Below are 14184 nucleotides of genomic sequence, written 5' to 3'. Positions count from 1 at the left end.
AACCTACTCATAGCCCGTTCGCGCAGCGAACAATCTCAGCTTCAGGCGCTTCACTCCTGACCGCCTGGCGGGCGGAACCCGCTCAGTGCATACCCGCTGCTAAGCGAACGAAACCTTCTCAGCGCCCCGTTCGCGTAGCGAACAACAACCCCAGCTTCAGCGCTGAGCCATCAGAATCCCCGATAACTCTTCTGCGCGGTACTCACTTTATAAAGATAACGACGCGACTCCGCCGACGGATGCTGGTTCGCCAGGGTCGAATAAACCTTGCTGGATGACATACCGTTGATCATCGAGAACGCCCGATCTTTATCGCTGGAGAAAACGCGCAGCACGCTACCTGCGCCGCCGTTATAGGCGGTGATCACCGCATAGCGGCGTGACACCGGATCCTGAATGCCGCCCAGATAGCTGCGCTGCAACAGCGACAGATAAGCCGTACCGGCATCGATATTGTTCTCCGGATCCAGCAGATAGCTGCGGCTCGGCTTGCCCCATTTACCCTTCATGCGGAATACGTCAACACCGGCGGTATGCTGCACCACCTGCATCAGACCCAGCGCATCAGAATGGCTCACGGCGTAGGGGTTGAAGCTCGATTCGGTCTGCATAATCGCCAGAATCAGCGAGGCATCGACACCATACTGTTCGGCAGCTTTACGTACCATGGGCAGGTATTTGTGCGCACGCTTATCCAGGTGGTTCGGCACCATCGGAATCGAAATGCTGTAAATCACATGCAGACCCGAGGTGCGGCGCATCAATTTATTCTGAATCAGATAGTCAGCAAAGGCTTCTGCGCGACCCTGCCAGCGAATCGGCTGACCGGTGTTGTCCAGCACCTGCCCATACAGCAGCGGCTCTTTACTGATCTCGATATCGTTGGCGTCAGAATAGAGATCGACATTGCCCGGATCTTCGCCAATCAACAGCGTGGTCACGATCGCCTGACGCAGGCTGGCCATTGGATCGGTGCCAGAAATCGTCTCGATGGTCAGCTTACCGCTTTCAAAGTTGATGTGGCTGCGGGTGTAATAGTTGTCGCTATATTTGACGTAATCTTTAGGTCCGGCGATCAGGACCTCGTTGATACCCCAGATATTCTCAATATTGTGAGCAAACTGACCCATCAGAATATCAAAGGCGTTGGTATCTTTTACCCACTCCTCGTGGGACTGCTGTTTCTTTGACCCGGAGCAGGAAACCAGAAGTGGTGCTATCACCAGCAGGGCGATTAATTTTTTATTCATTGGGAGTGCAAGCCTGACCTGGATAACCGGCCTCAGCGATGAGGCCCGGAATGTTTACGCTTCTGGCGGTGTATAGCCTTCGATATGAACGTCTTTGCCTTCGAACAGGAAATTGATCATCTCCTTCTCCAGCACTTTACGATCTTCGGGATTCATCATGTTGAGCTTCTTCTCGTTGATCAACATGGTCTGTTTCGCCATCCACTTCTGCCAGGCTTCTTTAGAAATATCGTTGTAAATGCGCTTACCCAGATCGCCCGGGTAGAGCTGAAAATCCTGTCCTTCGGCGTCGCGCTGTAAAAAAGTACAAAAAATGGTGCGGCTCATTATTCTTCCTCATTAATCTCACAACTGTTCAAAGCCAGTTGTCGGGGATGGCGCAGCTCGTGTAACAGGCGCTCAACGGGTGCGGCTAATCCCACAGATGGTGGCAGCGCTAAGTTATACCAGAGACCGCCTGCTTCATCCATCGCCGCCCCGGCAGAAGGCCATGCCAGCCACATTGGTACGATATCGAGATGGAAATGGCTGAAGGTGTGACGAAACGCGGTGAGCTGCTGCGGTTTAGCATGGATTCCGCGCGCCGCCAGCCAGTCGGTCAGCGCCGCTTCGGTAGTGAACTGCGGGAAGCAGAACAGACCGCCCCACAGGCCCACAGGCGGACGCTGCTCCAGCCAGACATCATCGCCATCCTGCATCATCAGGAACCAGCCGCTACGCTCTGGCAGCACCTGCTTAGGCTTTTTGCCAGGATAGTTCGCCCAGCTGCTGTTGGCATAGGCTTCACAACCGCTATTCAGCGGACAGATTTCACACTTCGGCTTAGATCGGGTACAGACGATAGCACCCAGATCCATCATCGCCTGATTAAACTGGCTGACGCCCTCGGCGGGCGTGACCTCCTCGCTGATCTGCCACAGCCGCTTTTCGACCTCTTTTTTACCCGGCCAGCCGCTGACGGCATAGCAGCGAGCCAGCACGCGCTTGACGTTGCCATCCAGAATCGGGAAATGCTGACCCAGCGACAGCGACAGAATCGCGCCCGCCGTTGAGCGGCCGACGCCGGGCATGGCAGAGACATCATCGAAATTACGCGGGAACTCGCCCTGATGCACCTCGACAATCTGCTTTGCGGCTTTATGCAGATTACGTGCACGGGCGTAATAGCCGAGGCCGGTCCAGAGATGCAGCACTTCATCCAGCGGAGCCGCAGCCAGATCGGTGACCGTGGGGAAGCGCGCCATAAAGCGTTCAAAATAGGGAATTACCGTGGCAACCTGGGTTTGCTGTAGCATCACTTCGGAGAGCCACACCTTATAAGGCGTTTTCTCCAGCTGCCACGGCAGGGTTTTGCGACCAAAGCGCTGATACCAGTCCAGCACCTGTTGCGCGAACTGCGGCGCTTGCATCATAAGAAGGAAATTTTCCGTGTTTACTCTACACTCAGGCAGGAATTCCAGCACATGCGCACCTGGGTGTAAACCGGAAGATTGCAAAGGCTTGCTTCTGCTTATGAACTTTGCATAATGCCCGTTTCCCGGAACAGGCTAACCAGCAGGCTTTTACATGATTAATGACGTCATCACCCCAGAATTTGATGAGAACGGGCGGCCATTGCGCCGGATCCGCAGCTTTGTGCGCCGCCAGGGCCGCTTAACGAAAGGCCAGCAGCAGGCGCTGGATACCCTTTGGCCGGTCATGGGGGTGGAATATCAGCCGACGCCTGTCGATCTGCCCGAGCTGTTTGGCCGTGAAGCCCCGGTGACGCTGGAGATTGGCTTTGGTATGGGCGCATCGCTGGTGACCATGGCGCAGAACACGCCGCATCAGAACTTCCTGGGTATTGAAGTGCATGCGCCGGGCGTGGGGGCCTGTCTCGCCGCCGCCAAAGAAGCCGATCTGCAAAACCTGCGGGTGATGTGTCACGATGCGGTGGAAGTGCTGGAGAAGATGATTCCGGATAACTCACTGCGCATGGTTCAGCTTTTCTTCCCCGATCCGTGGCATAAAGCACGTCACAATAAACGCCGTATCGTTCAGGTTCCCTTCGCCGAGCTGGTGATGCGTAAACTGAAACCGGGCGGCGTTTTCCACATGGCGACCGACTGGGAAGCCTACGCGGAACATATGCTTGAAGTGATGAACAGCATCGATGGCTACCGCAACCAGTCAGAACAACAGAATTACGTGCCGCGTCCTGAGACGCGTCCACTGACCAAGTTTGAGCAGCGCGGGCAGCGTTTAGGCCACGGCGTATGGGATTTAATGTTTGAGAGGGTGAAATAATGGCCACACAACGCAGCCGCCGTTTACGTAAAAAACTGCACATCGACGAGTTTCAGGAACTGGGCTTCTCGGTTGCCTGGCGCTTCCCGGAAGGCACCAGCGAAAGCGAAATTGATGAGACGCTGAACCAGTTCATCAATGAAGCGATCGATCCTAACGGTCTGGCTTTTGATGGCAGCGGTTACCTGGTGTGGGAAGGTCTGGTTTGCCTGCAGAAAACCGGCAAATGCACCGATGAGCATCGTGCGCTGGTCCGCAAATGGCTGGAAGACCGCAAACTGCAGGACGTGCAGATGACTGAACTCTTTGACGTCTGGTGGGACTAAGTCGTCACACCGTATCGGGCTGAGGCCCGATCAGAGGGTTTCAGATCCGATCTTAGGGAGTAGATATGATGCGTAAAGCGCTTCTTGCTGTGCTGCTGGTGGCAGCAACTCAGGCCCAGGCAGCCTATGAATGCAGCGTTAAGCCGCAGGACGATGTGGTCATCAGGCCGCAGAGTGTGCAGGTGGTCGGTGCTAACGGCAATATGGAAATCTCGCCGCAGGGCGACGTGCAGTTCAATGGACAGAAGGTCACGCTCGATACAGCCGGACGCCAGAAAGCGATCGATTATCAGAACGCGCTCCGTCGCGATCTGCCGTGGATCGACAGCGGGGCGACGTCACGTCTGGAAAAAGGGCGTGCGGCACTGGACCAGGTCATCGTTGAGAAACTGGGCACCGACAGCAACGTGCGTAATCGCCTGACCACGCTGAATGGCCAGCTAAAACAGCAGATGAACCGTATCATTGAACACCGTGAAGATGGGCTGACGTTCCACCATCAGGCGATTGATCAGGTGCGCGCCGAAGGCGAAAGACTGGTTCAGTCGACGCTGGGCGGCGTGATGCAGGATAGCCTGAATGAGATGGGCAGTAAGCAGGGCAGCGGCGGCAGTAATCCGCTGCAGGCGATTATGGGGAATCTGGGCGGTCTGCAACAGTCGATTCAGGCTGAGTGGAGCAAGCAGGAGCAGGATTTCCAGAACTTCGGTCACGAGGTGTGTAATCGCGTTATTTCGCTGGAAGAGCAGCGTAAACAGCTTACTGGCGCACTGAAAAAATAGTTTAACGCCTCAGCCTGCCGGGCTGAGGCGCTTTTTTACCCTTCCACGCTTATTCTTCCGCTAAAAACAGCTCCAGCAGCGAATTCAGGAACAACTTTCCTTTCTCCGTAATCTGCCACTGCTCCGCGGTTTCAGTCACGTAACCAGCGGCAATCGCGGCATCCATCTGCGGACGGATCACCTGCTCTGACAAACCGGTGTAGCGGCTGAACTCGTCGCGCGGCGCGGCTTCCAGCAGGCGAAAGCGGTTCATGAAATATTCAAACGGCTTGTCGCTATCGGCAACCTCATACTGCTTTTCGCGGTAGTTACCCTGCATGAATCCACGAGGATGACGGGTTTTCACGGTGCGAACAATGCGGCCATCCGGCTGCGTCAGCTTGCCGTGCGCGCCACAACCGATTCCCAGATAGTCGCCAAAGCGCCAGTAGTTGAGGTTGTGTTCACAGCGATAACCCGGCTTCGCATAGGCCGAGGTCTCATACTGCTGATATCCGGCCGCCTGAAGCAGTTGATCGCCCTGTTCGAAAATATCCCATAGCGCATCATCATCCGGCAGCACCGGCGGGCGCGAGCCAAAAAGGGTGTTGGGTTCGATGGTGAGCTGATACCAGGAGAGATGCGGCGGATTCAGCGCAATCGCCAGACGTAAATCATCGAGCGCCTCCTCCAGCGACTGATCCGGCAGGCCATGCATCAGGTCGAGGTTAAAGCTGCGCAGTGACAGTGACTCCGCCAGTTCAGCGGCGCGAACGGCCTCTTCCGGGCCATGAATACGGCCAAGACGTTGCAGCTTTTGCGGACTGAAACTCTGTACGCCAATCGAAATACGATTGATACCTGCACGCTGATAGGCACTGAAACGGTCTGCTTCTACGGTGCCCGGATTGGCTTCCATAGTCACTTCCGCATCAGGGGAAAGCGTCAGACGCTCCCGCACACCATCCATCAGCATCTGCATCGCGCTGCTGCTCAGCAGGCTGGGCGTGCCGCCACCAATGAAGATAGTGCGCACTTCCCGGTCACCGATCAACGGCAAGTCGATCTCCAGATCGCGCAGCAGGTGCTGTACATATTCAACGTGCGGCACCTCATCTTTCAGCGCGTGGGAGTTAAAATCACAGTAGGGACACTTTTGTACGCACCACGGAATGTGGATATAGAGACTTAACGGCGGCAGATTAGGCATTACGCATCGCTTCCAGCAACAGCGTCAATGCTTTACCCCGGTGAGAAACTGCACCTTTTTCCGCTTTGCTCAGCTCGGCCGCGGTTTTACCCAGCGCCGGGACAAAGAAAATCGGGTCGTAACCAAAGCCACCAGTGCCAAAGGCCGAGCGGGTGATCTCACCCTGCCAGCTGCCGTGGAACACCAGCGGGGTCGGGTCTTCCGCATGACGCAGATAGACCAGCACGCAGTGGAACTGCGCCTGGCGCTGACCGTCAGGCACGTTTTCCAGCGCCTGCAGCAGCTTCTCCAGGTTCTGCTGATCGCTGGCCTCTTCACCGGCGTAGCGCGCCGAGTAAATGCCAGGCGCGCCGCCCAGCGCATCTACGGCCAGGCCGGAATCATCGGCAATGGCCGGTAATCCGGTGATCTGTGCCGCGTGACGCGCCTTGAGAATCGCGTTCTCAATAAAGGTCAGGCCGGTCTCTTCCGCCGATTCAACCCCAAGGTCGGTCTGTGCGACGATATCCAGACCAAAGGCGGAGAGTAACTCCGCCAGCTCACGCACTTTGCCGGGATTGCCGGTTGCGAGGACAACTTTTTGCATAATAGTTCCAGTTTGATTCATTTACAGCAGATACCAGAGACCCGGGAACAGGTCCATGCCGAGAAAGTTCAGGGCATACAGCACCAGGATGACGATCATCGCTGAGAAATCGATGCCGCCCATCGCAGGCAGAATACGGCGAATCGGTGCCATCATCGGCTCGGTTAACTGCACCAGCAGATAATCGACCGGGCCACGGCCCTGGCTGATCCAGCTCATCAGTGAGCGTACGATGATGACCCAGAAGACCAGGTAGCCGGCGGATTTGACCAGAGACAGCAGGCCGACCAGCAGATTAGTCGGATCGACCGAGAACACACCTACCTGAATCAGCAGTAAAATCGGGTATTTCAACGTGGTCAGCACAAAGGCCAGCAGCAGCGAGGCGGTATCAATCGGCCCCAGAGCAGGCAGTATGCGGCGCAACGGCTTAACCACTGGCTGGGTAACTTTAACGACAAACTGTGCCACTGGATTGTAAAAATCGCAGCGGGACCACTGCATCCAGATGCGTAACAACAGCACCATGACGTAGAGATCGATCAGCGTTTTTACTAAAAACGTCAGTGTTAACATGAAGTTCCTCTATTATTGTTGTGAGTTGTGCGCATAATCTCGTGCGCCAAAAATGGCGGTGCCGATACGCACCATCGTACTGCCTGCGGCGATTGCCGCCTCCATGTCATCGCTCATTCCCAGCGAAAGCGTGTCAATGCCAGCATACTGCTGTTGCAGCTGCCTGAAGGCTTCCGCCATCTGCTGACACACCGCCAGCTGCCGCGGGTAATCACTCTCCGCTGCCGGAATTGCCATCAATCCGCGCAGCCGCAGTTGCGGCAGGGCAGTGATCTGCTCCGCCAGTCCGGAAACGGCCTCCAGCATGATGCCAGATTTGCTGTTCTCGTCACTGATATTTACCTGAATTAACACATTCAGCGGTGGCAGCGAGGCGGGCCGCTGATCGTTGAGCCGCTGCGCAATGCGCTGGCGGTCAATGGTGTGACACCAGGCGAAATTTTCTGCTACCAGACGGCTTTTGTTGGACTGCAACGGGCCGATGAAGTGCCACTCCAGCTCAGGATGTGCGGCCAGTCCCTGAACCTTTTCAACCCCTTCCTGAACGTAATTTTCACCAAAGGCCATCTGGCCAGCGGCAAAGGCTTCTTCGACCGCGCTCGCAGGTTTGGTTTTACTGACTGCAAGCAGGGTAATTTCTTCTGGTGCGCGGCCGCAATTCGCGGCCGCGGCGGCGATTCGCTGCCGCACTTGCTGTAGGTTCTGCTGGATTGAGCTCATAGTCAGGAGAAATTATGAATCTGGATGAAATGGTGGGGCTTAGTGTAAAGCATAATGCCGCCGATCTGCACCTTTGCAGCGGACATTTGCCCTACTGGCGGCGGGAGGGAAGGCTGGAGGTGATTCCGCAGCAGGCCAGGCTCTCTGCCGCCTGGATGGAGCAGTTTATGGTCCGCTGGCTCAGTGACCCGCAGCGGCAGGAGCTGGAACGTGCAGGGCAGCTCGATTTCGCCCTGAGTCTGGCTGGCGGTCAGCGTCTGCGAGCGAATCTGTTTATGCAGCGCAACGGCCTGTCTCTGGCGCTGCGCATTATCGCCACGGCGTGCCCGACGCTGGAGAGTCTGCAACTGCCCGCCATTGTGCCGACGCTGCTTGAACAACAGGATGGGCTGATTCTGGTGACCGGGGCGACCGGCAGCGGGAAATCGACTACGCTGGCGGCGCTGGTCGATGCGCTAAACCGCCAGCAGGCGCGTCATATCATCACGCTCGAAGACCCGATTGAATTTATCCATCACAGCCAGCAGTCGCTGATCCAGCAGCGCGAAATCGGCCCGCACTGCGGTTCGTTCTCGCTGGGAATAAAGGGTGCGCTACGAGAAGATCCTGATGTGATTCTGCTGGGCGAACTGCGCGACAGTGACACCATTCGTCAGGCGCTGACGGCGGCAGAGACCGGACATCTGGTGCTGGCGACGCTGCATACCCGTGGCGCGGCGCAGGCCGTGGATCGGCTGGTGGATGTCTTTCCGGCGGAGGAGAAGCAGCTGGTGCGCACTCAACTGGCGGGCAGCCTGAAAGCGGTGATCGCGCAGCGGCTGGTACCCTCTGTTGCCGGATCGCGCATCGGACTGTTTGAGGTATTGATCGCCACGCCCGGCATCACAAATCTGATCCGGGAAGGCAAGATGCACCAGATCCCAGCGCTGCTACAGACCGGCGCGCAGGCCGGTATGCAGACGTTTGAGCAGAGCCTGCTGGCGCGGCAGGCAGCCGGACTAATCGAGTGAGTAGATCAGTAATGGTTTTCGAACCAGTCCTGCAGGATGATTGCGGCAGACTGTGAATCGACCGACCCTTTGTTGAGCGCGCGATAGCCGCCGCGCTCAAACAGGCCAGCACGCGCTTCTACCGTGCTGAGGCGTTCATCCTGCAGCTCCACCCGGATGCCAAAGCGACCATGCAGACGATTGGCAAATTTACGCGCGCGATCGGTCAGCGGCTGCTCGGTGCCATCCATATTCAGCGGTAAACCGACGACCACGAAATCGGGCTGCCACTCTTTCAGCAGCTTTTCAATCACCTGCCAGTCCGGGATGCCATCCTGCGCTTTGATCGCGGTCAGCGGACGGGCGCTGCCAGTGAGTTCCTGACCTACGGCGACACCAATACTTTTGGTGCCGAAGTCGAATCCTAACAGAGTTTGAGTTGACATCAGGCGTGTCCGGCGTCGCTGGCCATGTTGTGAATATCGACGCCTATACTGCGCGCCGCTTCGCGCCAGCGCTCTGAAATCGGCGTCTGGAACAGGATGTTGCTGTTAGCTGGCGTGGTCAGCCAGGCATTTTCCATCAGCTCGTTTTCCAGCTGATCTTTTTCCCAGGCGCAGTAACCCAGCGCGACCAGCACATTGGTGGGCTGAGACGCGGTGCCAATCGACTCCAGCACGTCACGGGACGTGGTGATAATCGTGTTATCAGAGACACGAATGCTGGAGGTAAAGGTGCGTTGTGCTGAGTGCAGGATAAAGCCACGATCTTCTGCCAGCGGGCCACCGGTAAACACCGGTTTATCCAGCTTGATCGCTGGATCGCGATCGTCAGCAGAGATCTTCAGCTTCTTCAGAATGCCTTCAACCGTCAGGTTTTCCATGGGTTTATTGATGATCAGTCCCATTGCACCCTCTTCGTTATGTTCGCAGAGATAAACGACGGAACGTTTGAAGAAAGGATCCTGCAATGAAGGCATGGCAATCAAAAAGTGATGTTGTAAATTCATTCTCACACGATGTACCAAAAAAATAACCGGCACGCGACAGCCGCACCGGTATTGGGTTGATCACGGAGCCACGCCCCGGCGTTATGCTCAGCCCAGGCGCTTCTCAATGGCATCCATCAACATGCCGGTGATGGAGATCGGGAACGCAGCCTCAATTTCACGAATACAGGTTGGGCTGGTCACGTTAACTTCAGTCAGTTTATCACCGATGATGTCCAGACCGACAAAAATCAGCCCTTTTGCTTTCAGCGTCGGGCCAACACGGCGCGCAATTTCCCAGTCGCTTTCGCTCAGCGGACGCGCTTCACCACGACCACCGGCGGCGAGGTTGCCACGCGTTTCACCGCCCTGCGGGATACGCGCCAGGCAGTAAGGCACCGGCTCGCCATCTACGACCAGCACGCGTTTGTCACCCTCGGTGATCGCCGCGATGTAGTTCTGCGCCATGCAGAAACGGCTCTCATGCTCGGTCAGGGTTTCGGTAATCACGCCAAAGTTAGGATCATCTTTCTTCACGCGGAAAATCGACGCGCCACCCATGCCATCCAGCGGCTTCATGATGATGTCGCCATGCTCCTGCCAGAAGTCACGCAGTTGCGCTTTGCTGCGGGTCACCAGGGTGTCAGGCGTAAACTCCGCAAACCAGGCGGTGTAGAGCTTTTCGTTACAGTCGCGCAGGCTCTGCGGTTTGTTCACGATCAGCGTACCCAGCTCTTCAGCGCGCTCCAGAATGTAGGTCGCATAGATGAACTCGGTATCGAATGGCGGATCTTTACGCATCAGCACCACATTCAGATCAGCCAGCGGGATCACCTGCTCGCTGCCGAACTGATACCAGTTCTCAGGATTCTGCTCAACGGTCAGCAGGCGGGTGCGGGCAGACGCCACGCCACCGCGCAGGGAGAGATCGTGCATCTCCATATAGTGAATTTCGTAACCACGGCGCTGTGCTTCCAGCAGCATAGCGAAGCTGGAGTCTTTTTTAATATTGATGGACGAAATAGGGTCCATCACGATGCCAAGTTTAATCATTATTATCTCCTCGGTGAGGCGGTGTGTACCGCCTCGTCTGGTTCGGTCTGCAGTGGGCCGATCGGTCAGGACATCATGCCTGCTCTCTTTCCGCTGAAAGTATCGCTTAACCCAGGTCGCCAAACCTCACCTGAAGTGCCGTAATAGCTGTCAGCGCGGTAGTTTCGGTACGCAATACCCGTGGGCCAAGCAGAATGTCAGTAAAATCGTGCTGCGCCGTCATCGCAATCTCGTCCGCAGACAAACCGCCTTCAGGGCCAATCAGCAACCTTACCCGCTCAACAGGCTGGGGCAGCGTGTTGATGCTGTGGCTGGCGCGCGGATGCAGGTTAAGCTTCAGTCCGCTATCTGCTTCTGCACACCAGGCTTCCAGCGTCATCGCTTCACGAATCTCCGGCACGCGATTACGGCCGCACTGCTCGCAGGCGGCAATAGCAATTTTCTGCCACTGCTGGATTTTCTTCGCCAGACGCTCAGCATCAAGCTTTACGCCACAGCGCTCGGAAAACAAGGGTGTAATGACATTCACGCCCAGTTCGATCGATTTCTGGATAGTGAATTCCATTTTTTCACCGCGCGACATCACCTGGCCTAAATGCAGATGTAAAGGCGACTCGCGATCGTCCGGCTGGCTCTCTGTGATCGATACTTTTACACGCTTTTTATCAACATGCGTGATCTCTGCTGTAAAAGTCAGATTAGTGCCATCAAAGAGTTCCAGACGCTGACCTGCCGTCATCCGGAGTACCCGGCCCACATGATTGGATGCATCTTCATCCAGGGTAATTTCACTGCCGATGTCTAAGGGTTCGGCGTGATAGATGCGAGGTATGCGCATAAGTTTCCTGAAACCGGACGCCGCGCTGCAGCGGCGTCATGGGAAAAAGAGCTAGTGTAGGGCAGGGATTTTAGCGCTGGCAAGCCTGCTGCACATAAGGATTGTGATTGCCCTGAACCTTTGCAATGCGCTGGTCGCGTTCGCACTCCCATTGGGTGACGGGATAGAGCTTGTCCCAGGCGGTAAACAGCTGCGTCTGCTGGCGTGAAATACGCAGGTTATACTGGTCGCGCATATAGAAATAGGTGCGTGCAATGGCGCCGCGCGCTCGTGCAGGTGGCTCTGCCTGTTTGAGTTTAAAGTCGATCTTCATCTCACACTGGCCATACTGCTTCTCGCTGCCGTTCCATTGACTGTAGGCGAAGTTCCCACGGTCGCCATTCACTTCACCCACAGCCGGTTCCAGATTGTGCAGGTCACTTTCGATGCGGCGATAGTCGGGATCTTTGCTGCAGTTTTTGCGGCCACCGTCCTGCCAGCACTGGCGCTGATGACCAAACTCCCAGGCCGGCATCACATGTTCCCACTCAATGCGTGCGGCGCGATTCGCGTTTTTGCGCGGCTGATAGCCGCAGCTGTTGAGATCGGGAATGCCTTTTTTCCCCTGCCACTGAATCTTACAGCCACAGTAGAACGAACCTGGTGCATCGGCGTTAATCGCCGCCGCAAAAGTTTTAGCCTGCTGAAAGTTATTTTGATGATAGTTATTCAGATTAAGGGCGTCAGCGGCGGGCGCGAACAGCAGCGCAACCGCCAGACTTATTATGCGAGACATATTCCAGCTTCTACCTGATATGAAAAAGGGCGGCAGGTTAACAGAATGTGGAATAGGGCGGAATGGGGATTGTTCTCAGGACGCGATAAACTCGCCTGCGATCAGCAGGCTGCCACAGTGTACGCAGCGATATTCACTCTCTTTGCGCAGCACCCGATTGTGGCGGCGTACCGTCAGCTGATGCTGCTGACACTGACAGCGGTATGCAAAAGTGTTGCTGCGCACGGAGGTGATCTCAAACTGATGGGTGCGCCGTGCCGGAACGCCCAGCACCTGCTCCATCATCCACTTCCACTCTTTGCCGTGCGGTGCAACGCGACCGAACTGCTTCCAGACCAGCAGATGTGCCAGCTCGTGCGGCACTACTTCATCGATAAACGCCTGCTGGTTTTCCAGCAGCAGCACCGGATTGATGCGGATCTCCCAGGCGGCCAGCCAGGCTGTGCCCGCCGCCGTTCCGCGCTGCTGGTAGAGCAGTTTCGGTTCCGGATAAGCGGTTTTCAGTGCCTGATTGGCACGTTCAAGCGACTGGCGCAGTGAGCGCATAACGGCCTGCTGCAGGGCAATGGGGAGACGAGGTGTTTTCATGGCGCTCAGAATAATAGCCGCCGCGCAGGAACTCAACGTTGTCAGCGACAAGTGCGGTTCTGGCTGGGGGAAAAATTCTGGTTTAAATATTGTTATGGTCTTTTTTAGAATATTCTATTAAAGACATTCACTGCAGAGTGAATGGATGAAAAGCGAACGGCACAGAGCATGGATAAAGCAATGAAAAATAATGATAACGTCAGGAAACAACGGATTGTGCTGGTGACGGATCTGATGGCCGGTCGTGGTGGTATGGAAAATGTGACCGGTCAGTTGATCACGGCTCTGAATGCTGAAGTCGGAACCGAAGCGGGGCTGTTTATTATCAACAGCGGAGAAGAGAGCCACTCCCGCGCCTGGACCGCCAACGCCGTTTTATCGGAGAGCGTCTGCACATTGCGGAATAAGAAGATAAAAAATCTTATTCACACGTTGCGAATGGCTGCCTTTTTTAGGCGCTATCAACCCGACCATGTCCTGACGCTCAACACCATTCCCTGTCTGATGACGCGCCGGGCCATTACGCTTTCTGCACGTAAAATCGTTCTGTCGAGCTGGATGCACCTGCCTCCGCGTGAACGATATCGCCCCCATTATCTGTTGCGGGCCGATCATCATTTTGCCATCAGTAATCAGATCAAAGAGCAACTGGTGGAGTTAGGCGCACGCGCCAATGACATTGACGTCATTTACAACCCCATCAGGCGCAATGATGTCGTTATCGGCAGACCCCAGGGGCTGAAGTTTCTCTATATCGGTCGCGTCCATTTTCAGCGGCAGAAACAGCTTAAAGATCTTTTTGATGCGCTGCAGCAGCTGGATGCGCCCTGGACGCTGGAGATTGTGGGTGACGGGGAAGACCTGACGCAGTGTCAGCACTACGTGGCGGAACTCGGCATTCAGGATCGCATCACCTGGCATGGCTGGCAGGAGAATGCCTGGGAGTACGTCATTCGCCACATCAGGCAGGTTACCTGTCTGCTCATGACCTCTAACTTCGAAGGTTTCCCGCTGATCCTGCTGGAGGCGATGTCGCGTGGTGTTTACTGCGTCTCATCCGACTGCATCAGCGGCCCGTCAGAGATTATCAAGAACGGTCTCAATGGTCAGCTCTACCCCACCAATGACAGCATGGCACTGGCCGCTATTCTCAACGCCATGAGCGGGGGTTTTGACTTCCCCGATCATCAGGTTATTAAAGCGAGCATCACCGGTTTTTATGAGGAAAATTATATGAA

Annotated in this window: 18 protein-coding genes; 5 read left to right on the top strand and 13 right to left on the bottom strand. The window is 55.8% G+C overall.

All coding sequences use genetic code 11. From position 1 onward, the window contains the following. Positions 1-170: 170 nt before the first annotated feature. Genes mltC through mutY form a run of 3 tightly spaced genes read right to left on the bottom strand, consistent with a single transcriptional unit; the run spans position 171 to position 2662 of the window. Positions 171-1250 carry a membrane-bound lytic murein transglycosylase MltC gene (gene mltC, locus AC2LB6_RS06330; RefSeq protein ID WP_490092872.1) on the bottom strand — a complete coding sequence of 360 codons (1080 nt, stop codon included), beginning with the start codon at positions 1248-1250 and terminating at the stop codon, positions 171-173. A 54-nt stretch (positions 1251-1304) separates the two neighbouring features. Then, a complete protein-coding gene (locus AC2LB6_RS06325; RefSeq protein WP_003853409.1) occupies positions 1305-1577 on the bottom strand; it encodes an oxidative damage protection protein in 273 nt (90 codons plus the stop codon). Further along, positions 1577-2662 carry an A/G-specific adenine glycosylase gene (mutY, locus tag AC2LB6_RS06320; protein ID WP_490092871.1) on the bottom strand — a complete coding sequence of 362 codons (1086 nt, stop codon included), beginning with the start codon at positions 2660-2662 and terminating at the stop codon, positions 1577-1579. Before mutY ends, AC2LB6_RS06325 begins: the two co-directional genes overlap by 1 nt. 154 nt (positions 2663-2816) lie before the next feature. Here mutY and trmB point away from each other — a divergent pair, with 154 nt between their 5' ends. The 3 genes from trmB to AC2LB6_RS06305 all read left to right on the top strand — a co-directional run bounded on the left by trmB (position 2817) and on the right by AC2LB6_RS06305 (position 4644). Then, positions 2817-3536, top strand: coding sequence for a tRNA (guanosine(46)-N7)-methyltransferase TrmB (trmB, locus tag AC2LB6_RS06315; protein WP_490092870.1), 720 nt, complete (start codon positions 2817-2819; stop codon positions 3534-3536). Continuing rightward, positions 3536-3862 (top strand): YggL family protein, encoded by a 327-nt coding sequence (locus AC2LB6_RS06310; protein WP_003853403.1) that lies wholly within the window; start codon positions 3536-3538, stop codon positions 3860-3862. The genes trmB and AC2LB6_RS06310 overlap by 1 nt, the downstream gene beginning before the upstream one ends. Before the next feature lie 65 nt (positions 3863-3927). Then, entirely contained in the window at positions 3928-4644 is a 717-nt protein-coding gene (locus tag AC2LB6_RS06305) for a YggN family protein (RefSeq protein WP_490092869.1), read from the top strand. 49 nt (positions 4645-4693) lie between these two features. On the opposite strand, the gene hemW is transcribed toward AC2LB6_RS06305, so the two are convergent. From hemW to AC2LB6_RS06285, 4 genes are read right to left on the bottom strand one after another with little or no spacing between them, the layout of a single operon-like run. Continuing rightward, positions 4694-5833: a radical SAM family heme chaperone HemW gene (gene hemW, locus AC2LB6_RS06300; RefSeq protein WP_490092868.1), complete on the bottom strand. Its 1140-nt coding sequence runs from the start codon at positions 5831-5833 to the stop codon at positions 4694-4696. Further along, positions 5826-6419: an XTP/dITP diphosphatase gene (locus AC2LB6_RS06295; RefSeq protein ID WP_490092867.1), complete on the bottom strand. Its 594-nt coding sequence runs from the start codon at positions 6417-6419 to the stop codon at positions 5826-5828. The genes hemW and AC2LB6_RS06295 overlap by 8 nt, the downstream gene beginning before the upstream one ends. Before the next feature lie 21 nt (positions 6420-6440). Then, a complete protein-coding gene (locus tag AC2LB6_RS06290; RefSeq protein WP_003853395.1) occupies positions 6441-6995 on the bottom strand; it encodes a YggT family protein in 555 nt (184 codons plus the stop codon). 12 nt (positions 6996-7007) lie between these two features. Beyond that, the gene (locus AC2LB6_RS06285; protein WP_490092866.1) at positions 7008-7715 is read right to left on the bottom strand and encodes a YggS family pyridoxal phosphate-dependent enzyme; all 708 of its coding nucleotides are present in this window, start codon (positions 7713-7715) and stop codon (positions 7008-7010) included. 14 nt (positions 7716-7729) lie between these two features. On the opposite strand from AC2LB6_RS06285, the gene AC2LB6_RS06280 reads away from it, so the two are divergent. After that, complete coding sequence (locus AC2LB6_RS06280; protein WP_490092865.1) at positions 7730-8725, top strand: type IV pilus twitching motility protein PilT; 996 nt, start codon at positions 7730-7732, stop codon at positions 8723-8725. A gap of 5 nt (positions 8726-8730) precedes the next feature. Here the strand turns inward: AC2LB6_RS06280 and ruvX are convergent, their stop codons facing one another. The 6 genes from ruvX to AC2LB6_RS06250 form a co-directional block, all read right to left on the bottom strand. Continuing rightward, positions 8731-9150, bottom strand: coding sequence for a Holliday junction resolvase RuvX (ruvX, locus tag AC2LB6_RS06275; RefSeq protein ID WP_013358976.1), 420 nt, complete (start codon positions 9148-9150; stop codon positions 8731-8733). After that, a complete protein-coding gene (locus tag AC2LB6_RS06270) occupies positions 9150-9713 on the bottom strand; it encodes a YqgE/AlgH family protein (protein ID WP_010248870.1) in 564 nt (187 codons plus the stop codon). The genes ruvX and AC2LB6_RS06270 overlap by 1 nt, the downstream gene beginning before the upstream one ends. Before the next feature lie 87 nt (positions 9714-9800). Next, positions 9801-10745, bottom strand: a complete 945-nt coding sequence (gshB, locus tag AC2LB6_RS06265) for a glutathione synthase (protein ID WP_090965890.1) — start codon at positions 10743-10745, stop codon at positions 9801-9803. A gap of 106 nt (positions 10746-10851) precedes the next feature. Next, on the bottom strand, positions 10852-11583 hold the full coding sequence (rsmE, locus tag AC2LB6_RS06260) for a 16S rRNA (uracil(1498)-N(3))-methyltransferase (protein WP_490092864.1): 732 nt from the start codon (positions 11581-11583) through the stop codon (positions 10852-10854). Positions 11584-11653: 70 nt separating this feature from the next. After that, positions 11654-12358 carry a deoxyribonuclease I gene (gene endA / locus AC2LB6_RS06255; protein ID WP_179898511.1) on the bottom strand — a complete coding sequence of 235 codons (705 nt, stop codon included), beginning with the start codon at positions 12356-12358 and terminating at the stop codon, positions 11654-11656. 75 nt (positions 12359-12433) lie between these two features. Next, entirely contained in the window at positions 12434-12946 is a 513-nt protein-coding gene (locus tag AC2LB6_RS06250; protein ID WP_136196168.1) for a SprT family zinc-dependent metalloprotease, read from the bottom strand. 141 nt (positions 12947-13087) lie between these two features. On the opposite strand from AC2LB6_RS06250, the gene AC2LB6_RS06245 reads away from it, so the two are divergent. Next, a partial coding sequence (locus tag AC2LB6_RS06245; RefSeq protein ID WP_490092863.1) for a glycosyltransferase occupies positions 13088-14184 on the top strand: 1097 nt, incomplete at its 3' end.

It is taken from the genome of Pantoea sp. RCC30.1, assembly GCF_058148845.1.
This window is presented reverse-complemented; position numbering and strand designations above follow the sequence as displayed.